This is a genomic window from Streptomyces sp. NPDC018610 (genome assembly GCF_044391765.1).
In the GTDB taxonomy this organism is placed as follows: Bacteria; Actinomycetota; Actinomycetes; order Streptomycetales; family Streptomycetaceae; genus Streptomyces.
The window spans coordinates 387,394-406,977 of the sequence record NZ_JBISAL010000005.1; the positions used below are offsets into that span (position 1 = coordinate 387,394).

A 19,584-nucleotide genomic window follows, 5' to 3' on the forward strand; every position below is an offset into this window, starting at 1 on the left:
GGCCGTGGCGGCCGCCGTCACGACCGTGCCGTCCACGCCGCGATCCGCGCCCGCACCCAGGCGGCGACGTCAGCCACTCCGCCCTCGGCGCGCAGCGACTGGAGGACGACCGGCAGCTCGCCGCGGGCGGCCTTCGCGTCGGCGGCCATCCGCGCCAGGTCGGAGCCGACGTACGGCGCGAGGTCGGTCTTGTTCACGACGAGCAGGTCCGCGGTGGTGACACCGGGACCGCCCTTGCGCGGGATGTCGTCGCCGCCCGCCACGTCGATCACGAAGATCTGCGCGTCGACGAGCCCCCTGGAGAAGGTCGCGGTGAGGTTGTCCCCGCCGGACTCCACGAGGATCAGGTCCAGCGGGCCGACGGCGTCCTCCAGGTCCTCGACCGCTTCCAGGTTGGCCGAGATGTCGTCCCGGATCGCCGTGTGCGGGCAGGCGCCCGTCTCCACGGCGGTGATCCGCTCGGGCGGCAGCACGGCCTGGCGCAGCAGGAACTCGGCGTCCTCGCGCGTGTAGATGTCGTTGGTGACGACGGCGAGCGACACTTCGTCGCGCAGCGCCCGGCACAGGGCGGCGACGGTGGCGGTCTTCCCGGACCCGACGGGTCCGCCGAGGCCGATCCGGACGGCCCGGCGGGTGCCGTCGGGCCGGTGCGCGTCGGCGCTGACGGCGGGGGCGGTGGGGTGGGAATGATCGAGGTGCATGACACGGCTCCAGTGGTCGGCCCGGCCGGGATCCGGCGGCCCGCCCGGCCTGTCGGAGGACAGGGCAGGGCCGAGGGCGCCGGCCGGGGTCCGGAGTGCGGGGGGCAGCCCCGGAGATGGGAAGGAGGACGGGACAGGGACGGGGGTTGGAGCCCCCTAAGGGCTGTCCCGTAATCCCTGGCGGGCGCGCGACGACAGCTACGGCGCCTCGCCGCGTTGCCGGAATGCCCGGATACATCCAGTATCCGGGCACCCCTCCGCCTTGCGATCCACCGCATCTGACGCCGCGCACTGATCCACCAGGAATTACGGGACAGCCCTTAGGACGCGAACAGCCGTACGGGCCAGGCGGCGTGCGCTTCGGCCGCGATCTCCAGCAGCGGCGCGGAGCACGCGGGCAGCGCGTCGACGCCGTCGACCGCGACGAGCCGGGCCGCCGCCACCGCCCGCTCGACGACCTGGTCCAACTCCGGTGCCAGCCGGGCCAGTACGGCCGTCGCGTCGAACGGGTCGAGGCTGAGCAGCCGCACCGTCGCCGTGGCCGGTCCGCTCACACACTCGTACGCCGCGCAGTACGCCGCGTCGTCCGGGCCGAGCCCGGCGGCCCGGGCCGTGAGCCCGAGCACCACCGGCTGGTGGGCTCCCTTGGGGAACCGACCGGCCAGGGCGTCCAGTTCGGGGGCGGGCCAGGTGGCCCGGGCGGCCCGCGTCAGCTGCCGGCCGAGCTTGCGCGCGGCCAGCCGCAGCGCGGGCGACGGGGTCCGCGCGTCCGCCGCCGCGTCCAGTGCGCGGGGATCGTGGCCGAGCGCGGCGGCCGCGGCGAGGGCCGCCGCGACCAGCCCGGCCGTGTGCAGCCGCCCCCGGCAGAAGTCCGCCAGGTCCGGCGCGCCGGTGATCCGCCCGGCCCTGACCGCCGCCTCCGCCCCGCCGGAGTGCGCGTGCCCTCCGGCGGGGAAGCGGCCGTCGGCCAGGACGAGGAGCGCTGCCCTTGACATCGGCACCCCCTCAGAAGAGGAAGTAGCGCTGGGCCATGGGCAGTTCCTCGGCCGGCACGGACTCGATCAGCTCGCCGTCGACGCGCACCGCGAAGCTGTCGGGGTCGATGACGACGTCGGGCCGCGCGTCGTTCTCGCGCATGTCCGCCTTGGTCACCGCGCGCGTCGAGTCGATGGCGACGAAGCGCTTGCCCAGCCGCAGCCGTTCGGGCAGCCCGTCCTCGATCGCGAGCGGGGCCACGAAGGTGACCGAGTTGGACGCGGGCGCCCGGCCGATCGCCCCGTACATCGGGCGCGGCAGGACGGGCTGCGGGGTCGGGATCGAGGCGTTCGCGTCGCCCATCTGCGCGTACGCGATCTGGCCGCCCTTGATGACGAGGAGCGGCTTGACCCCGAAGAACGCGGGCTCCCACAGCACGAGGTCGGCGAGCTTGCCGGTCCGCACGGAGCCGATCTCGCGGTCCAGGCCCTGTGCGACGGCCGGGTTGATCGTGTACTTGGCGACATAGCGGCGTACCCGGTGGTTGTCGGCGCGCCCGTCGCCCGGCAGCAGGCCGCGGCGGCGCTTCATGATGTGCGCCGTCTGCCAGGTCCGCAGGATCACCTCGCCGACGCGGCCCATGGCCTGGGAGTCGGAGGAGATGATCGAGATGGCGCCCAGGTCGTGCAGCACGTCCTCGGCGCCGATGGTCGAGGGGCGGATCCGCGACTCGGCGAACGCCAGGTCCTCGGGGACCGCCGGGTTCAGATGGTGGCACACCATCAGCATGTCGAGGTGTTCCTCGACGGTGTTGACGGTGAACGGCCGGGTCGGGTTGGTGGAGCTCGGCAGCACGTTCGGCTCGGAGACCACGGTCATGATGTCCGGCGCGTGGCCGCCGCCCGCGCCCTCGGTGTGGTAGCTGTGGATGCCCCGGCCGGCGATCGCGGCGAGCGTGTCGCCCACGAAACCGGCCTCGTTGAGGGTGTCGGTGTGGATGGCGACCTGGACGCCGGTCCGGTCGGCGACGGTGAGCGCGGCGTCGATGACCGCGGGCGTGCATCCCCAGTCCTCGTGCAGCTTCAGGCCGAGGGCGCCGCCGCGGATCTGGGACAGCATGGCCTCGTGCGAGACGGTGTTGCCCTTGCCGAGCAGACCGATGTTGAGCGGGTAGGCCTCCAGCGCCTCCAGGGTCCGCGCCAGGTGCCAGGGGCCGGGGGTCACGGTGGTCGCCTTGGAGCCCTCGGCCGGTCCGGTGCCGCCGCCCACGAGGGTGGTGATGCCGGAGGCGAGCGCCTCGTCGGCGACCTGCGGGCAGATGAAGTGGACGTGCGCGTCGATGGCGCCCGCGGTCAGGATCCGCCCGTTGCCCGCGATGATCTCGGTCTCCGGGCCGAGGACCAGGTCCGGGTGGACGCCGTCCATGGTGTCGGGGTTGCCCGCCTTGCCGATGCCGGTGATCCGGCCGTCGCGGATGCCGACGTCGGCCTTGACGATCCCCCAGTGATCGACGATGACCACACCGGTGATCACGGTGTCGGGGGCGCCGTCCGCGCGGGTGGCGCGCGACTGGCCCATGGACTCGCGGATGACCTTGCCGCCGCCGAAGACGGCCTCGTCACCGGCGCGCCCGGGGCCGCCGCAGCGGTCCTCCTCGATCTCGATCAGCAGATCGGTGTCGGCGAGCCGGATGCGGTCGCCGGTGGTGGGGCCGAACAGGTCGGCGTAGGCGGGGCGCGAGATCTCAGGCATCGAGGGAGCCTCCGATCCGGCCGCGCAGTCCGGGCACGACGCGGGCGCCGGCGATCGGGACCAGGGCGACGTCGACGGGGACGCCGGGCTCGAAGCGCACGGCGGTCCCCGCGGCGATGTCCAGCCGCTTGCCGTGCGCGGCGGCACGGTCGAACTCCAGACCGGGGTTGGCCTCGGCGAAGTGGTAGTGCGAGCCGACCTGCACGGGACGGTCGGCGGCGTTCAGCACGGTCAGCCGCGTGACCTCACGGCCCTCGTTGTACGTGATCGGGCCGTCGTCGAACAGGATCTCTCCGGGAATCACCGCGGCCCCCCTCAGACGATCGGCTCGTGGACGGTCACGAGCTTGGTGCCGTCGGGAAAGGTGGCCTCGACCTGGACGTCGTGGATCATCTCGGGGATGCCCTCCATGACGTCGTCGCGGGTGAGCACCTTGCGTCCGGAGGACATCAGTTCGGCGACGGTGCGGCCGTCGCGGGCGCCCTCGAGGATGTGCGACGTGATGAGGGCGATCGCCTCGGGGTGGTTCAGCCTCAGCCCACGGGCCCGGCGCTTCTCGGCGACGTCGGCCGCCACATGGATGAGCAGTCTCTCTTGTTCGTGCGGGGTCAGTTGCATGTGCCCACCTCACAGTCCTCGCTCCGGACCGTGCGGGCCCGGTTGCCGCAGCCACCGCGACGGGACAGGTCTAACACAGGGACGGACTCCCCGATCTTGGGCAATCCGGACGGAAAAACCGCAGGTGGCGTGGATCTGCAGGTTAGTTCGCGGGAGTTTCGACGACGTTAACCAGACCTTGGACGTTCCATGACCGGAAGCTGGGCTGCTCCATAACCGAAAGACCCCGCTGCTCCACACGGGGCGCCGCCGCCGCACGTCACGCGCGTCACGGACGTCACGGGGGCCACACGGGGGCGCGGGACACGGGTTCACGGGGGCCCGGGCGTCAGGACGTGGCGCCGGCGCGGGCCGTCAGCGCCGCTCGCCGTGCGCCGACGGCCCGGCCGGGCGCCCGGGCGGACGTCCGCCCGCCCCACCGGGCGAATCGGTGCCGCTCAGGACCGCGCGCGGCTCGTGGAGCAGGGCGCCGCGTGCCGGCCGAGCGCCCGCCTCAGCTCCTCCAGCTCGGTGTCGGACAGGGCGCCGCCCTGCGCGAACTTCAAGACGTGCTCGGCGACCGTGCGCACCTTCGTGTTGGTGCGCTGGGAGACCTCCCGCAGGACCCGCCAGGCGTCATCGGGCGGGATCCGCCCGAAGGCGACCACCGCGCCGATGGCCTGGTCTATGACGGCGTGCGAGGTCAGGGCGCGCTGCATCTGGTCGATCTCCTCGTGCAGCCGCTCGTGCTCCAGCACCAGATCGGTGGTGGACAGCAGCTGGAGGGGGTGCCGCCTGGAAATCGCGAAGAACACCATTGCAGATCCCCTGGGTCGTCGAGCGGCCGGAGTTCCACCTCCAGCTTGCTCCAGGACGACGGCGCGCACGACCGGAGGCCCGCCGTCCGAAGCCCCTGGCCGGGCCGCGTACGTCCTGTGCGTTCCCGACTCCGACGGCCCCGCAGGCCGGTACCGTCCCCCTGGAGGGATGCGCTACGCCCCCCTCTCCCCCGTCCCCCGGCCGGCCGCCGGGCGGTCACGGGGCCCGCCGAGCGCGTGGGCACCGCACCGGCGGACACCGGACCCGGACGCGGGGTGGGCCGCCGACGCCGCCGCTCGACCCCGCCGAGCCGCCCTCGGAACCGTCCCGAGGCCGCCGGCGGCGCTGACCGCGCCGAGGGGAGCCGGTCGGCCGTTACCGCGCCGCGGCGGCCCTGCTCGGCCGGAGCGATCCGGGCCGGGGAGGCCACAGCGGCCTGAGCGCCCCTCAGGCGCTCAGGCCGCACGGCGGCGGAACTGCGGGACGTGCTCGCGCTGACGCACCGCCGTGGCGGGCCCGAGCCGCACACGCCGCCCTGGCGCGGGCGCTGAGGCCGCTGCGGGCGCTGCGGGCCCTGGGCGGCGAGCGGCCGACCGCCCGCGTCACCCTGCCGCTCGCGAGAGCCAGTTGACGCACCCGCAGCGGCGTCCCGGGCCGCACCCATGCCGGCACGCGTGCCGGTCACACGGCGCGTGACCGCGGGCGTGAGCCGAAACGGACCAAATGACGTACCGCCTTTCGGCGTAGATACACACCCTTTTTCGGGGCCCTTCCGGTTGCGCGACCAGCCCGCACGGATGGCGGAATGGGATGCTCCGGTGCTGGTCCGGGCGTCGCCGCAAGAGGACACAGTCGTTCGAGCGAGCGAGTGTCCACCCGAACGGGTGAGTGGTGAGTAACAACACAGATCTCCGGTTCCGTTGGGATTTTCGGACATCCGTAGGTGAAGATCCCTGTCTGACGACAAGCCCCCGCCACAGCGGCGGGGCGGTCCGGGCGGACGCCGAGTCCTGCCGCCGCCCGGACAACCGGTCGACGGGAGTGGATCGGCAGGAGTGGAGGACCCGAGCACGACGGGTCGCCGGAACGGTCACGCCATGACCGGGTCGAGCCGCCCTTGGGGTGAAGCCGCGGCAACGCGGCCGGGCAACTTCGCCAGCCCGAATCCGACAGGTCATCCTTCACAGGCGGCTGACGAAGGGTTGCGCATGACTGCGCTCAATCGTGTCCCGTCGTTCATGGCCCGGGCCGGCACGGCCTCGGCCCTGACCATCGCCGCCGTGGGCGGCTCGATCGTGGTGCCCGGCGCCGCCGGGGACGCCTCAGCCGCGACCCTCGCGACGAGGGCTCTCCAGATCGCGGCGTCCAAGAAGGGCTCCCCCTACCAGTGGGGCGCCACGGGACCACGGCGGTTCGACTGCTCCGGACTCACGCTGTACTCGTTCAAGAGGGCGGGCAAGAAGCTGCCCCGCACGGCCGAACAGCAGTACAACAAGACCCGTCACATCTCCGCGGGCAGCCGCCGCGCGGGTGACCTGGTGTTCTTCCACTCGGGTTCGTACGTCTACCACGTCGGCATCTACGCCGGCGGGGGCAAGATCTGGCACGCCCCGAAGACCGGGGACGTGGTGCGGCTGCAGAAGATCTGGACCAGAAGCGTGTGGTACGGGCGGGTCAACTGACCCGCCCGGGGGCGGGGACGGCCGGTGAGACACCGTCACCGCCCTCGGTCCGCGGCGCCGTCGCTCTCCGACGTCACGGCGCCGCCGCGTTCCCGGGCCGTCTCCCCGTGTCGTTCACGGGTCGCCGGCTCCACGGCCCGCGACGTCGCGCGCTACGGCTCCCGCCTGCACGGTGCCGGACGGTCGTCGACCGTCCACGGGAGCTCGATGCAGACCGTCTTCCCGCCCTCCCGGGTGGGCCGCACGGTCAGTCGTCCGCCGCACTCCGCGGCGAGACACCGGATGATCACCATGCCCCGGCCGTTGTCCTGCTGGACGGCGGCCGGCAGCCGTTTCGGGAACCGTGGATGACTGTCGGTGACCCCGATGCGCAGCAGTTCGTCGCGCTCCAGGAGGAGGGCCACCGTGAACGTCGGCGACTGCCCGAAAGTGTGCTGTACGGCGTTGGTCGCGAGCTCGGAGACGATGAGCCGCACGGTGTCGGCGGTGTCCGTCTCCGCGGACAGGCCCCACTCCGCCAGGGTGCCCACCGCATAGGCGCGGGCGGCGGAGACCGAGGCGGGATCGCTCGGCAGAGTGACGGATGCTTCCAGAAGGTCTGCCATGGCGATGTCGTCCCTTTCCCACGGGGCCGCGGTCCGACACGGAGCGGATGGTTCGAGTACGGTCCCGGACTGGTGCTTCGCCGTCAGACTGCCATCACCCGGGCGGTCCCGGTGGCGATCCACCGAGATATGCATATATCTGTCGCCCGAAGCGGTGAACTCTGCGACGGCCGACCGCATGCGACACGGCCCGCACCGGGCCCGGCGCCGACCGTGCCGGGCCCGGCTGGGCGCGCCCGGGCCCGGCGGGGACACACCGTCCCCGTTCGCGGCGCGGGTCGCCGCGGGCCGCCGCACGAACCCGGGAGGAGTGAGGAGTATCCATGCAGCACGGTCCCGTGGTGCGCCGCCGCAAGCTCGGCGCCGAACTGCGCACGCTGCGCGCCGGCGCGGGTCTCACCAGCGGACAGGCGGCCCGGCTGGTGGGCTGGCACCAGTCGAAGGTGAGCCGGATCGAGACCGGCACCAGCGGCGTGAAACCGGCCGACGTGCGGCTGCTGCTGGACGCCTACGCGGTCCACGACGCCCAACTGCGCCGGCTGCTTCTGGCGTTGGCGGCCTCCGAGGACGGCGACGGCCGGCACCGCTGGTGGCACGCCTACCGCGGTGTGCTGCCGCCCACCTACCGGGACTTCATCAGCCTGGAGTCGCAGGCGACCGCGATGCGCACCCTGGAGACCACGGTCGTGCCCGGACTGCTCCAGACGGCCGAGTACGCCCGTGAGGTCACCCGGGCCGCCGTGGAGGGGCTGGACGAGGAGCGGCTGGACGCGCTGGTCGAGGTGCGCCTGGCCCGGCAGCACGTCCTGCGGGCCGACCCGCCGCTGCAGCTGAACGCGGTGCTCGACGAGGCCGTGCTGCACCGGGAGGTGGGCGGTCCGGAGGTCATGGCGCGTCAGCTGGAGCGGCTGGCGGAGGCGGCGCGGCTGCCCCAGGTACGGCTGCAGGTGCTGCCGTTCGCCGCGGGCGCGCACATCGGCGTCACCGGGCCTTTCGTCATCTTCTCCTTTTCTCACACTTCTGATCTGGATGTGGTCGTTCTCGACCACTTGACGAGTAGCTTCCACCTCGATCGGAAAGAAGACCTGGAGGCCTACACCGAGGCCTACGACACCCTTCGGTCCCATGCCCTGTCGACCGAGGACTCGTTGGACTTCATCGCCGGGATGCGCCAGGACAGGTGAGGGCGCGCGACCGGGTAAGGAGGCACCATGTCCGCTCCGCCGCGGAACGTACCTTCCAGCGCCGATCTGAACGGCGTGCGATGGCTGCGCAGCAGCCACAGCACGGGAGCGAACAACTGCGTCGAGACCGCGCGCCCGTCGTCGGGGCCGGGCGCCGGACTGCTCGCGGTACGCGACTCCAAGGCGCCGGCCGGGCCCGCGCTGCTCTTCTCCCCCGGGAGCTGGGCGGAGTTCACCGCCGCGGTGCGCCGCGTCTGATCCGTCTCCCCCTCAGGCGGCGCACGGCCGTGTCACGCCGACTCATGGTCGCGTTCCGCCGATCACCCGGACAGCGCGCTCGATCTGCGCCCCGGAGAGGTCCGCACGGGCGGTCAGCCTGAGCCGTGAGATGCCGTCGGGCACGGAAGGAGGACGGAAGCAGCCCACGGCCAGGCCCGCCGCACGGCAGTCGGCCGCCCAGCGCACGGCTCCCTCCGGGGACGGCGCCCGCACGGAGACCACCGCGGCGTCCGGGCGCACCGCCTGGAGGCCCTCCGCGGTCAGACGGGCGTGCAGTTCGGCCGCCACCGCGCGCGCCCGCTCGGCGCGCTCCGGCTCGCGGCGCAACAGCCGCAGGGCGGACAGGGCCGCGCCCGCCGCCGCGGGGGCGAGACCGGTGTCGAAGATGAACGTACGCGCCGCGTTGACCAGGTGGTCGATCACCCGGGCGGGTCCGAGCACAGCTCCGCCCTGGCTGCCGAGCGACTTGGACAGCGTGGCGGTCACGACCACGTCGGCGGCGCCGGCGAGCCCCGCCGCGTGGGCCGCGCCGCGGCCGCCGTCACCGAGCACGCCCAGTCCATGGGCGTCGTCGACGACCAGCCCCGCGCCCCGTTCCCGGCACACCTCCGCGAACCGCGCCAGCGGGGCGGCGTCGCCGTCGACCGAGAAGACCGTGTCGGAGACGAGGACCGCCGGCCCCTCGTGCGTCTCGAGCGCCTTGGCCACGGCCTGCGGGTCCGCGTGCGCGACGACCTGCGTGGCGGCGCGCGCCAGCCGGCAGCCGTCGATGAGCGAGGCGTGGTTGCCCGCGTCGGAGACGATCAGCGCGCCGTGCGGGGCGAGCGAGGTGACCGCGGCGAGGTTGGCGGCGTATCCGGAGGAGAACACGAGCGCCGCCTCGAAGCCGCAGAATGCGGCCAGTTCGGCTTCGAGCGCGGTGTGCAGTCCGGTGGTGCCGGTGACCAGCCGGGACCCCGTGGCGCCGCCGCCCCAGGTGCGCGCGGCGCTCGCGGCGCCCTCGGTCACCTCGGGATGCCGGGCCAGGCCCAGGTAGTCGTTGCTCGCGAGGTCGAGCAGGGGCGAGTCGGCGGGGCGGGGGCGCAGCGTCCGTACGAGCCCGGCACGGCGGCGGGCGTCCGCCTGTTCGTCGATCCAGCCGAACGCCATGGTTCCTCCGGGGCTTTTGTAGGCAGTGGACAGACACTAGCGGTCGGACCGGCCGCCCATGATGTGGCAATACCCACACGTCGATGCGTCTCTGTTGTGCAAACTCTCCTTGGCCCGGGGCGGTCCCGTAGGACAGGATCGGCTCCCATGGACCTGCTGAACACGCTGGTGGACAAGGGGCTTCGGCGCGAGCTGCCGACCCGCGAGGAAGCTCTGGCCGTGCTGGCCACCTCCGACGACGACCTGCTCGATGTGGTGGCGGCGGCCGGGAGGGTGCGCCGCCACTGGTTCGGACGGCGGGTGAAACTCAACTACCTCGTCAACCTCAAGTCCGGCCTGTGCCCCGAGGACTGCTCGTACTGCTCCCAGCGGCTCGGCTCGAAGGCGGACATCCTCAAGTACACCTGGCTCAAGCCCGGCGAGGCCTCCGAGGCCGCGGCGGCCGGGCTGGCCGGCGGCGCCAAGCGCGTGTGCCTGGTGGCCAGCGGGCGCGGTCCGACCGACCGCGACGTGGACCGGGTCTCGGAGACCATCAAGGCCATCAAGGACCAGAACGAGGGCGTCGAGGTGTGCGCCTGCCTCGGGCTGCTCTCCGAGGGCCAGGCGGAGCGGCTGCGCGCGGCCGGCGCCGACGCCTACAACCACAACCTCAACACCTCCGAGTCGACGTACGGCGACATCACCACCACCCACACGTACGCCGACCGGGTGGACACGGTGCACAAGGCGCACGCGGCCGGGCTGTCGGCCTGCTCCGGGCTCATCGCCGGCATGGGCGAGAGCGACGAGGACCTGGTGGACGTCGTCCACTCGCTGCGCGCACTGGACCCGGACTCCGTTCCGGTGAACTTCCTGATCCCGTTCGAGGGAACTCCGCTGGCCAAGGAGTGGAACCTGACTCCGCAGCGGTGTCTGCGGATCCTCGCGATGGTCCGGTTCGTCTGCCCGGACGTGGAGGTCCGGATCGCGGGCGGCCGTGAGGTGCACCTGCGTTCGATGCAGCCGCTCGCGCTGCACCTGGCCAACTCCATCTTCCTCGGCGACTACCTGACCAGCGAGGGCCAGGCCGGCAAGGCGGACCTGGACATGATCGCGGACGCCGGGTTCGAGGTGGAGGGCGCCGAGCAGGTGACCTTGCCGCAGCACCGGGCGGCGGGGGGCGGCGGCTGCGGCGCGCACGCGGCGGCGACGGCCGGCGGGGCTCAGGAGGGCGCCGCCGGGTGCGGGTCGCACGAAGGCGCGGGCTGCGGTGCGTACGCCGACGCCGGGTGCGGGTCGCACGAGCAGGCGGGCTGCGGGTCGCACGGCGGGGCCGGCGTGTGCGGTTCGGTCCCCGCCACCGCCGCGGAGCCGAAGGCCGGCGAGCCCCGCACGGACCTGGTGGCGGTGCGCCGCCGGGGCGCCGGAACGGACCTCGCGCCCAATGCCTGAGGGCTTCGACCCGCACGGTCCGGGCGTCGCCGAGCTGCTCGACCTGGACCGCCGGCACGTGTGGCATCCCTACGGTCCGATGCCGGGCCGTCAGGAACCGCTCGTCGTGGAGTCGGCGAGCGGGGTGCGGCTGAGGCTCGCGGACGGCTCGGGCGAGCTGGTGGACGGCATGTCCTCCTGGTGGGCCGCGATCCACGGCTACAACCACCCGGTGCTGAACGAGGCGGTCCGCCGGCAGCTGGAGCGGATGAGCCATGTGATGTTCGGCGGGCTCACCCACGAGCCCGCCGTCCGCCTGGCGAAGCTCCTTGTCGACATGTCGCCCGACGGGCTCGAACACGTCTTCCTCGCCGACTCCGGCTCGGTGTCGGTCGAGGTCGCCGTCAAGATGTGCCTGCAGTACTGGCGTTCGCTCGGCCGCCCGGCCAAGCGGCGGCTGCTGACCTGGCGCGGCGGCTACCACGGGGACACCTGGCAGCCGATGTCCGTGTGCGACCCCGAGGGCGGGATGCACGAACTGTGGTCCGGCGTGCTGCCCCGCCAGGTCTTCGCGGACGCGCCGCCGGCCGGCTTCGAGGAGGCGTACGCCGCCCACCTGCGTGAGCTGATCGAACGGCACGCCGACGAACTGGCCGCCGTGATCGTCGAACCGGTGGTGCAGGGCGCGGGTGGGATGCGGTTCCACTCCCCCGCGTATCTGCGGGTGCTGCGCGAGGCGTGCGACGCGCACGACGTGCTGCTGGTGTTCGACGAGATCGCGACCGGTTTCGGCCGCACGGGCGCGCTGTTCGCGGCCGGGCACGCGGCGGTGACGCCGGACGTGATGTGCGTGGGCAAGGCGCTGACCGGCGGCTATCTGACGATGGCGGCGACGCTGTGCACCGCGCGGGTGGCCGAAGGGATCTCGCGCGGCGAGGTGCCGGTGCTGGCGCACGGTCCGACGTTCATGGGCAACCCGCTGGCCGCGGCCGTGGCGTGCGCCTCGATCGAACTGCTGCTCGGCCAGGACTGGTGTACGGAGGTCGAGCGGATCGAGGCGGGTCTGCGCGAGGGCCTGGCGCCGGCGGCGGAGCTGCCCGGGGTCCGGGACGTACGGGTCCTCGGCGCGATCGGCGTGGTCCAGCTCGACCGTCCGGTGGACATGGCGGCGGCGACCCGGGCCGCCGTGCGCGAGGGCGTGTGGCTGCGGCCGTTCCGGGACCTGGTGTACACGATGCCGCCGTACGTCACGAGTGACGTGGACGTGGCACGGATCGCGCGCGCGGTGTGCGCGGCGGCGCGGGAGGGATGAGATGCCGGTACTGGTGATCACGGGCACGGGCACGGAGGTCGGCAAGACGGTCACCACGGCCGCCGTCGCCGCGGCGGCCGTCGCGGCCGGCCGGTCGGTGGCCGTGCTGAAGGCCGCGCAGACGGGAGTGGGCCCGCACGAGCGCGGGGACGGCGCCGAGGTGGTGCGGCTGGCCGGCCCGGTGACCTGGGCCGAAGTGGCCCGCTACCCGGAGCCGTTGGCGCCCGCGACGGCCGCACTGCGGGCCGGGCGGCCGCCGGTGCGCCCGCAGGAGGTGGCCGAGGCCGCGGCCAAGCTCGCCACCGAGCACGATCTGGTGCTGGTGGAGGGCGCCGGCGGCCTGCTCGTACGGTTCGACGACGCGGGCGGGACGCTCGCGGACGCGGCGCAGCTGCTGCGTGCCCCGGTGCTGGTCGTCGCCTCCGCCGGGCTCGGCACCCTGAACGTCACCGAGCTGACGGCCCGTGAACTGCGCTCGCGCGAGCTGGATCTGCTCGGCGTGGTGATCGGCAGCTGGCCCGCCGCACCGGACCTCGCCGACCGCTGCAACATCGCCGACCTGCCGCAGGTGGCCGGCGCGCCCCTTCTCGGCGCGCTGCCCGACGGCGCCGGCGGCCTGGCTCCCGCCGGCTTCCGGGCGGCCGCGCCGGGCTGGCTCGCGCCCCGTCTGAACGGCACGTGGGACGCGGCGGCGTTCACCGTGCGGGAGGCTCCGCCGCCGTTCGCGGGGGCCGACGACCACTGATCGGCCGCCGGGGCCGCCGCCGGACTTCTGGTGGCGGCCCCGGCGGCCCGCCGGTCTTGAGAACGGGCGGGCCGGGCACGTGGCAGACCGCCGGCCCCGGACCCGGCGACCCGAGGCCCGCCGCCTTGACCGGCAACCCGAGATCAGGCAGCCCCACGTCGGCCACCGGAGCCGGCGACCCGGGATCAGACATCCCGAAGGGGGCCACCGGAGCCGGCGGCCCGAGGCCGCTCCCGGCGGTCCGGCCGGAGAACCGAACGAGCCGGCACGGGACAGGCCGGGCACGAGCTGGTCGGCCGGGCCGTCCGGCAGTCGGGTGCCGTCGCTCACAGGCTCCACTGGCGAAGCTCGCGCGCGATGTCCTCCACCGACGCCTCGCCGCTCTTGACCAGGCGGGCCAGGTCGCGCACCTGCTCGGGGGAGGTGACGACCTTCAGGCCGCTGGCGACCAGGTAGGCGTAGGCGACCGCGGAGGCGAACAGGGCGTTGGAGCGCTCCAGCGCGGGGACGTGGACGAGCAGTTGGAGCAGGGCGGCGGCCCGTGCGTGGGGGGTGTCGTAGACGGGGACGTCGAAGATCTCGGCCCGGTGCCGCGCCACCGCGGCGACGAGGGCGCCCCAGTCGGTGACCTGGGGGTCCCCGGGCGTCATCCGCTCCGCGAGCATCAGCAGCCAGGCGAGGTCGATTCTGAGATCGTTCAAGGGCTCAGTGACGGCCTTCGCTCCGGCGGGCATGGCGGCCCTCACGGTCCGCCCCGAACTCCTGCGCGAAGATGCTCTCGTAACTCTTCATGAAGTCGGCCGCGGCCTCCACGAAGGTGTGGCCGACCTCCCCCGTGTCCTGGCGGACCAGTTCCTCGATGTAGCGGTTGACGCTCATCCCTCGGGCCAGGGCGCGCTCGCGAGCGGCACGGGCGGTGCCTTCGTCCACTCTCACGTTCAGCTGGGTCTTCGCCATACCTCGACGCTAGCGCCCAACCGCTAGCACCGGCAAGGGCGCACCGGCCGCGGGTGGAGAGCGCCCCCTACACGGACCGCCGGGCCCGGCCCGCGAGTGGAGAGACGATTCGGCCCAACGGGGGATACCCCTCGCGCGGGCGCTCACATTACGCTCGGCGGGGGACAAAAGAGGCATGAGCCAGGACGTTCATGGTCGCGGGAGCACCGAGGAGGCCACCGTGTCCACACCTGCCGCGGCGCCGGGCCGGGCGCGGTCCGACGCGACCGCGGCCCGCGCCCGCGGGCTGACCAAGGCGTACGGATCGGGCGAGACCGCCGTGCTCGCGCTGGACTCGGTGGACGTGGACGTCGCGCGCGGCCGGTTCACCGCGGTCATGGGCCCCTCCGGCTCCGGGAAGTCCACCCTGATGCACTGTCTGGCCGGGCTCGACACCGTCTCGGCCGGTCAGGTGTGGGTCGGCGGCACCGAGATCACGGGGCTGAAGGACGGCGAGCTGACCCGGCTGCGCCGGGACCGGATCGGCTTCATGTTCCAGTCGTTCAATCTGATCCCCACGCTCGACGCGCTGGAGAACATCACCCTGCCGATGGACATCGCGGGACACCGCCCCGACCAGGGATGGCTGGACCAGGTCATCGACGCCCTGGGCCTGAGGAACCGGCTGGGGCACCGTCCGTCCCAGCTCTCCGGCGGCCAGCAGCAGCGCGTGGCCTGTGCGCGGGCGCTCGCCTCCCGCCCCGAGCTGATCTTCGCCGACGAACCCACCGGCAATCTGGACTCACGGGCCGGTGCGGAGGTGCTCGGCTTCCTGCGGGACGCCGTCGACCGCCTCGGCCAGACAGTCGTCATGGTGACCCACGACCCGAACGCGGCGTCCCGCTCCGACCTGGTGCTCTTCCTCGCGGACGGCCGGCTCGTGGACGAGATGGCGCATCCGACGGCGGAGGCGGTGCTCGAACGCATGCGCCTGTTCGCCGGGAGCGGCGCGTGGCCCTCCGGCCCGGGCCCGCTCCCGCCCCTCGACCCTCCTGCTCCCTCCGCCGGGCCGACGGCTCTCGATCCCTCCGTCGGGCCCACGCCTGTGGCCGCCGCTCCCGCGGCGCCCGGCGACCGGTCCACCGATGCCGGGCGGCGCCTGCTCGGCGGGGGCGACCGCGCCGCCGCAGAGGAGGCCTGACCGACGTGCTCAGGGCGACCCTGCGCAGCTTCCTCTCGCACAAGGGACGGCTGCTGCTGTCGGCCCTGGCCGTCGTGCTGTCGGTGGCCTTCGTCGCGGGCAGCCTGATCTTCTCCGACACCGTCACCCGCACCTTCGACCGGCTGTTCGCCTCCACCGCCGCCGATGTGACGGTGGCGCCCAGGCAGGACCTCACCTCAGCGGTGCGCACCGGCGCGGTGCCGACCCTGCCCGCCTCGCTCGCCGCACGGGTGGCCCGCGTCCCCGGTGTCCTCGCGGCCCACGTCGACGCGACCGTGGAGAACGTGGTGGTGGTCGACAGGCGGAACGAGCCCGTCGGCCCGACCACCGGCGCCCCCACCATCGCCCGCGTCTGGCGGGCCGGCGCCCGCAGCGGGGTGGAACTGTCCTCCGGTCACGCCCCGCGCGGGGACGGCGAGGCCGTCCTGGACGCCGACACGGCCCGGCACCGGCATGTGCGGATCGGCGACGTACTGACGGTGCAGGCGCCGCCGGGCACCTTCCGGGTACGGGTCTCCGGCATCGCCGCCTTCACCACCGTCAACCCGGGCGCCGCGCTGCTCTACCTCGACACCAGGACGGCGCAGACGAGGCTGCTGGGCTCCACCGCCCGCGCCACCGGCATCTCGGTCGACGCGGCCGCGGGCGTCACCGACGCCGAACTGAAGCGGCGCGTCGGCGCGGCGGTGAGCAGCGGGACGTACGACGTGCGGACCGCCGCCGAGCAGGCCAAGTCGGCTGCCGCGAACCTGGGCGGGTTCCTGAAGGTCATCAAGTACGTGATGCTCGGCTTCGCCGGGATCGCGGTCCTGGTCGGCGTCTTCCTGATCGTCAACACCTTCTCGATGCTGATCGCCCAGCGCACTCGCGAACTGGGGCTGCTGCGCGCCCTGGGCGCCGACCGTGGGCAGGTGCGGCGGTCGGTGCTCACCGAGGCGCTGCTGCTCGGCCTGGCCGGCTCCACGCTGGGCCTGGCGGCCGGGATCGGGCTCGCGGCCGGCCTGATGCGGCTCGTGAGCACCTTCGGCGTCCGGTTGCGGACGGCGGGAATGGTCATCGGCTGGGCCACCCCCGTCGCGGCGTACGCCGTCGGCATCGGGGTCACGTTCGCGGCGGCCTACCTCCCGGCCCGCCGTGCGGCGGGCGTCTCCCCCATGGCGGCGCTCGCGGACGCCGAGGCCCCCGGTGCGGGACGGCCCCTGCGGTCGCGCGCGGTGGCCGGCGCCGCCGTCGGGACCCTCGGCGTGGGAGCGCTCGCGGGCTGCGCCGTCGCGGACCGGACCGCGACCGCCGTCGCCCTGCTGGGGGCCGGCGTCGTGCTCACCCTGGTCGCGACCGTCGTCGCCGGGCCGCTGCTGGCGCGCCCCCTGATCCGGGTGCTGGGCGGCGCCTTCCCGGTGCTGTTCGGCTCCATCGGGCGGATGAGCCGGCGCAACGCCCTGCGCAATCCGCGCCGCACCGGCGCGACGGCGGCGGCGCTGATGGTGGGGCTGGCCCTGGTCGGCGGGATGTCGGTGGCCGGCGCCTCCATGACCCGCTCGGTGGACCGCCGGATCGACAGGACGCTCGGCGCCGACTACATCGTGCAGAACCGCACCTTCACGCCGTTCCCGTCGGAGGTCACCGACCGGGTACGCCACACCCCGGGGGCGGGCCTCGTCGTACGCCGGCGGCCGGCGGCGATCGCGGTACGGCTGCCGGACGGCAAGCGGGTCGAGACGTCCGCCTCCGGCTACGACCGGCGGCTGGACGCCGTGGTCCACACGAAGTATGCGGCCGGGAACACGGCGGCGGCGCTGGCCGACGGGCGCCTGGCCATGGACGCGGGCTTCGCCCGCGAGCACGGCGTACGGGCGGGCAGCGTGCTGCCCGCCGAGTTCCAGGGCGGCCGCCGGGCGGAGCTGACGGTGGGCGCGCTGACCGACCAGGAGCAGGCCGAGGGGTTCGGTCCGCGCGGCGGCCTGTTCCTCGGCATCGGCACGCTCGACCGGTACGCGCCCGGCACCCCGGACGCCGCCCTGTACGTGAACGCGGCTCCCGGCACCGGTACCGGGCAGTTGCGCGCCCGTCTGGAGAAGACCCTCGCCCCCTTTCCGAACATGCAGATCCGCGACCAGGCCGACTACAAGAAGCTGGTGCACGACCAGATCGCGGTGCTGCTCCGCCTCGTCTACGCGCTGCTCGGACTGGCCATCGTCATCGCGGTGCTCGGCGTGGTGAACACGCTCGCCCTGTCGGTGGTGGAGCGGACCCGGGAGATCGGTCTGCTGCGTGCGCTCGGACTGTCCCGCCGGCAGCTGCGCCGGATGATCCGGCTGGAGTCGGTGGTGATCGCCGTGTTCGGCGCGGTCCTGGGACTCGCGCTGGGGCTGGTGTGGGGTGTGTGCGTCCAGCGGGTGCTGGCGCTGCAGGGCATGACCGCGCTGGCCGTTCCCTGGGGCACGATCGTCGCGGTCGTGGCCGGGTCCGCGGCGGTCGGGGTGGTGGCGGCCCTGCTGCCGGCCTCGCGTGCGTCGCGCATGAACGTGCTGGCGGCGATCGCCCACGAGTGATGGAATCGCGACGCACGCTCAAATGCCGCGCCCACGGGGAGAGTTCATGCCGCGACCGTTCCGCTTCGGTGTCAATCTGCTGAATCCCGGCTCCGCCGCGGAGTGGCGCGCCAAGTGCCGGCGGGCCGAGGAGCTCGGCTATGACGTGATCCTCGTGCCCGACCATCTGGGCTGGGTCGCGCCCTTCCCGGCGCTGGTGGCGGCGGCGCAGGCCACCGAGCGGCCCCGGCTCGGCACCTTCGTGCTGAACGCGGGCTTCTGGAACCCCGCGCTGCTGGCCCGCGAAGTGGCGACGACGGACGCGCTCACGGACGGCCGCCTGGAACTGGGGCTCGGCACCGGGTACGTACGGGAGGAGCACGAGAGCGCGGGGCTGCCGTTCGGTTCGCCGGGCGAGCGCGTGGGGCACCTGCGGCGCACGGTGGTGGAACTGGACCGGTTGCTCGGATCCCCCGAGCACCGGCCGCGACCGGCGCAGCGGCCGCGGGTACCGCTGCTGATCGGCGCCAACGGCGACCGGATGCTGCGGCTGACCGCCGAGCACGCGGACATCGCCGCGTTCACCGGGGCCCGCGCCGCGGCCGAGAGCCCCACCGGACTCGCCCCGCTGTCGGCCGACGAGCTGGCCGAGCGGGTGGCCCGCTACCGGAAGTACGCGGAGGGCCGCGCCGAGCCGGCCGAGCTGAACCTGCTGATCCAGACCGTCGCCGTCACCGACGACCCCGCCGCCGCGCTGCGACCGCTGCTGGAACGCCGGCCGCAGCTGACCCTGGAGCAGGCGCTGGCGCTGCCCATCGTGCTGGTCGGCACGGTGGAGGAGATCGTCGCGCGGGTGCGGGCCCAGCGCGAGCGGTTCGGCTTCTCCTACCTCACCGTCCTGGAACCGGACATGGAGGCCTTCGCGCCGGTGCTGGAGGCGCTGCGCGGGGAGTGAGGGAAGTGTCGCTCGGGGAGCGGGGCAATGGGCGCACGGGGGTGACGGGAGCGCTGCTCGGGGAGCGGGGCAAGCGGCCCGCGGGCTGCCGGGGAAAGCGGCGCCCCGGTGCGGGACAAGCGGCGTCCGGGTGCGGGGCAAGCGGCGCCCGGATGCGGGGCCGGCGCGTCCGGATGCCGGAATTCCCGTTCCGCGCCCGGGTCCGCGTGGTGGGATCTCCGCATGACGGACCTGCGCATACGCCCCGCGACCGCCGACGACATCGACACCGTGCTGGCCTTCTGGCGGACGGCCGCCGAGGGCACCAGCATCAGCGACGACCGCGACGGGGTGGGACGCCTGATCGCCCGCGACCCCGGGGCCCTGCTCCTCGCGACGGGGAGGGCGGGCGAGTTGCTCGGCACGGTCGTCGCCGGCTTCGACGGCTGGCGCTGCCATCTGTACCGGCTCGCGGTGCACCCCGGTCACCGGCGGCAGGGCATCGGTTCCGCGCTGCTGTCCGCCGCCGAGGAGCGGTTCGCGCGGCTCGGCGGGCGGCGCGGGGACGCGATGGTGCTCACCGGCAACGAGCGGGCGCACCACGCCTGGCGGGCGGCGGGATACACGCCCGAGGAGCACTGGCGGCGCTGGGTGAAGCCCTTGCCGGCCCGGGCGGACTGACGTCACCCGACTTCTTTGCCCATCCTTTACCATCGGAGGAGCACTCGGTCCTCCATGAAAGGTTGTGAGC

Annotated in this window: 20 protein-coding genes and 1 riboswitch; of the genes, 10 read left to right on the forward strand and 10 right to left on the reverse strand. The window is 73.9% G+C overall.

Translation table 11 applies throughout. The annotated features are described in order from the left end of the window. Positions 1-17 precede the first annotated feature (17 nt). The 6 genes from ureG to ACH5A8_RS15930 all read right to left on the reverse strand — a co-directional run bounded on the left by ureG (position 18) and on the right by ACH5A8_RS15930 (position 4,843). Entirely contained in the window at positions 18-701 is a 684-nt protein-coding gene (ureG, locus tag ACH5A8_RS15905; protein ID WP_399002189.1) for an urease accessory protein UreG, read from the reverse strand. A gap of 320 nt (positions 702-1,021) precedes the next feature. Then, positions 1,022-1,696 carry an urease accessory protein UreF gene (locus ACH5A8_RS15910; protein ID WP_399002191.1) on the reverse strand — a complete coding sequence of 225 codons (675 nt, stop codon included), beginning with the start codon at positions 1,694-1,696 and terminating at the stop codon, positions 1,022-1,024. Positions 1,697-1,706: 10 nt separating this feature from the next. After that, positions 1,707-3,428 (reverse strand): urease subunit alpha, encoded by a 1,722-nt coding sequence (locus ACH5A8_RS15915; protein WP_399002193.1) that lies wholly within the window; start codon positions 3,426-3,428, stop codon positions 1,707-1,709. Beyond that, on the reverse strand, positions 3,421-3,732 hold the full coding sequence (locus tag ACH5A8_RS15920; RefSeq protein WP_399002195.1) for an urease subunit beta: 312 nt from the start codon (positions 3,730-3,732) through the stop codon (positions 3,421-3,423). The genes ACH5A8_RS15915 and ACH5A8_RS15920 overlap by 8 nt, the downstream gene beginning before the upstream one ends. Before the next feature lie 11 nt (positions 3,733-3,743). After that, positions 3,744-4,046, reverse strand: a complete 303-nt coding sequence (locus tag ACH5A8_RS15925; protein ID WP_399002197.1) for an urease subunit gamma — start codon at positions 4,044-4,046, stop codon at positions 3,744-3,746. Positions 4,047-4,483: 437 nt separating this feature from the next. Beyond that, positions 4,484-4,843 (reverse strand): ANTAR domain-containing protein, encoded by a 360-nt coding sequence (locus ACH5A8_RS15930; RefSeq protein ID WP_399002199.1) that lies wholly within the window; start codon positions 4,841-4,843, stop codon positions 4,484-4,486. A gap of 992 nt (positions 4,844-5,835) precedes the next feature. Then, positions 5,836-6,049: riboswitch (cyclic di-AMP (ydaO/yuaA leader) on the forward strand. Between the two features lie 3 nt (positions 6,050-6,052). Between ACH5A8_RS15930 and ACH5A8_RS15935 the strand changes: the two genes are divergently transcribed. Continuing rightward, positions 6,053-6,526 carry a C40 family peptidase gene (locus ACH5A8_RS15935; RefSeq protein ID WP_399002201.1) on the forward strand — a complete coding sequence of 158 codons (474 nt, stop codon included), beginning with the start codon at positions 6,053-6,055 and terminating at the stop codon, positions 6,524-6,526. A gap of 152 nt (positions 6,527-6,678) precedes the next feature. Here ACH5A8_RS15935 and ACH5A8_RS15940 read toward each other — a convergent pair whose 3' ends face one another. Then, positions 6,679-7,131: an ATP-binding protein gene (locus ACH5A8_RS15940; RefSeq protein WP_399002203.1), complete on the reverse strand. Its 453-nt coding sequence runs from the start codon at positions 7,129-7,131 to the stop codon at positions 6,679-6,681. Positions 7,132-7,454: 323 nt separating this feature from the next. Here ACH5A8_RS15940 and ACH5A8_RS15945 point away from each other — a divergent pair, with 323 nt between their 5' ends. Continuing rightward, positions 7,455-8,315 (forward strand): helix-turn-helix domain-containing protein, encoded by an 861-nt coding sequence (locus tag ACH5A8_RS15945; protein WP_399002205.1) that lies wholly within the window; start codon positions 7,455-7,457, stop codon positions 8,313-8,315. A 27-nt stretch (positions 8,316-8,342) separates the two neighbouring features. Further along, entirely contained in the window at positions 8,343-8,573 is a 231-nt protein-coding gene (locus tag ACH5A8_RS15950; RefSeq protein WP_399002207.1) for a DUF397 domain-containing protein, read from the forward strand. Between the two features lie 42 nt (positions 8,574-8,615). On the opposite strand, the gene ACH5A8_RS15955 is transcribed toward ACH5A8_RS15950, so the two are convergent. Next, the gene (locus ACH5A8_RS15955; RefSeq protein ID WP_399002209.1) at positions 8,616-9,743 is read right to left on the reverse strand and encodes an 8-amino-7-oxononanoate synthase; all 1,128 of its coding nucleotides are present in this window, start codon (positions 9,741-9,743) and stop codon (positions 8,616-8,618) included. Positions 9,744-9,890: 147 nt separating this feature from the next. Here ACH5A8_RS15955 and bioB point away from each other — a divergent pair, with 147 nt between their 5' ends. Genes bioB through bioD form a run of 3 tightly spaced genes read left to right on the forward strand, consistent with a single transcriptional unit; the run spans position 9,891 to position 13,210 of the window. Beyond that, positions 9,891-11,174 carry a biotin synthase BioB gene (bioB, locus tag ACH5A8_RS15960; protein ID WP_399002211.1) on the forward strand — a complete coding sequence of 428 codons (1,284 nt, stop codon included), beginning with the start codon at positions 9,891-9,893 and terminating at the stop codon, positions 11,172-11,174. Then, positions 11,167-12,465: an adenosylmethionine--8-amino-7-oxononanoate transaminase gene (locus tag ACH5A8_RS15965; protein WP_399002213.1), complete on the forward strand. Its 1,299-nt coding sequence runs from the start codon at positions 11,167-11,169 to the stop codon at positions 12,463-12,465. The genes bioB and ACH5A8_RS15965 overlap by 8 nt, the downstream gene beginning before the upstream one ends. Before the next feature lies 1 nt (position 12,466). Continuing rightward, a complete protein-coding gene (gene bioD, locus ACH5A8_RS15970) occupies positions 12,467-13,210 on the forward strand; it encodes a dethiobiotin synthase (RefSeq protein ID WP_399002215.1) in 744 nt (247 codons plus the stop codon). 326 nt (positions 13,211-13,536) lie between these two features. Here bioD and ACH5A8_RS15975 read toward each other — a convergent pair whose 3' ends face one another. Continuing rightward, positions 13,537-13,911: a fic family toxin-antitoxin system, toxin component gene (locus tag ACH5A8_RS15975; RefSeq protein WP_399002216.1), complete on the reverse strand. Its 375-nt coding sequence runs from the start codon at positions 13,909-13,911 to the stop codon at positions 13,537-13,539. A gap of 4 nt (positions 13,912-13,915) precedes the next feature. Beyond that, entirely contained in the window at positions 13,916-14,167 is a 252-nt protein-coding gene (locus ACH5A8_RS15980) for an antitoxin (protein WP_399002218.1), read from the reverse strand. Between the two features lie 220 nt (positions 14,168-14,387). Between ACH5A8_RS15980 and ACH5A8_RS15985 the strand changes: the two genes are divergently transcribed. The 4 genes from ACH5A8_RS15985 to ACH5A8_RS16000 all read left to right on the forward strand — a co-directional run bounded on the left by ACH5A8_RS15985 (position 14,388) and on the right by ACH5A8_RS16000 (position 19,514). Further along, positions 14,388-15,347: an ABC transporter ATP-binding protein gene (locus ACH5A8_RS15985; RefSeq protein WP_399002220.1), complete on the forward strand. Its 960-nt coding sequence runs from the start codon at positions 14,388-14,390 to the stop codon at positions 15,345-15,347. A 5-nt stretch (positions 15,348-15,352) separates the two neighbouring features. Next, positions 15,353-17,920: an ABC transporter permease gene (locus tag ACH5A8_RS15990; RefSeq protein ID WP_399002222.1), complete on the forward strand. Its 2,568-nt coding sequence runs from the start codon at positions 15,353-15,355 to the stop codon at positions 17,918-17,920. A gap of 46 nt (positions 17,921-17,966) precedes the next feature. Beyond that, positions 17,967-18,854 carry an LLM class F420-dependent oxidoreductase gene (locus ACH5A8_RS15995; protein WP_399002224.1) on the forward strand — a complete coding sequence of 296 codons (888 nt, stop codon included), beginning with the start codon at positions 17,967-17,969 and terminating at the stop codon, positions 18,852-18,854. Positions 18,855-19,076: 222 nt separating this feature from the next. Continuing rightward, positions 19,077-19,514, forward strand: a complete 438-nt coding sequence (locus ACH5A8_RS16000; protein WP_399002226.1) for a GNAT family N-acetyltransferase — start codon at positions 19,077-19,079, stop codon at positions 19,512-19,514. The last annotated feature ends 70 nt before the right edge of the window (positions 19,515-19,584 follow it).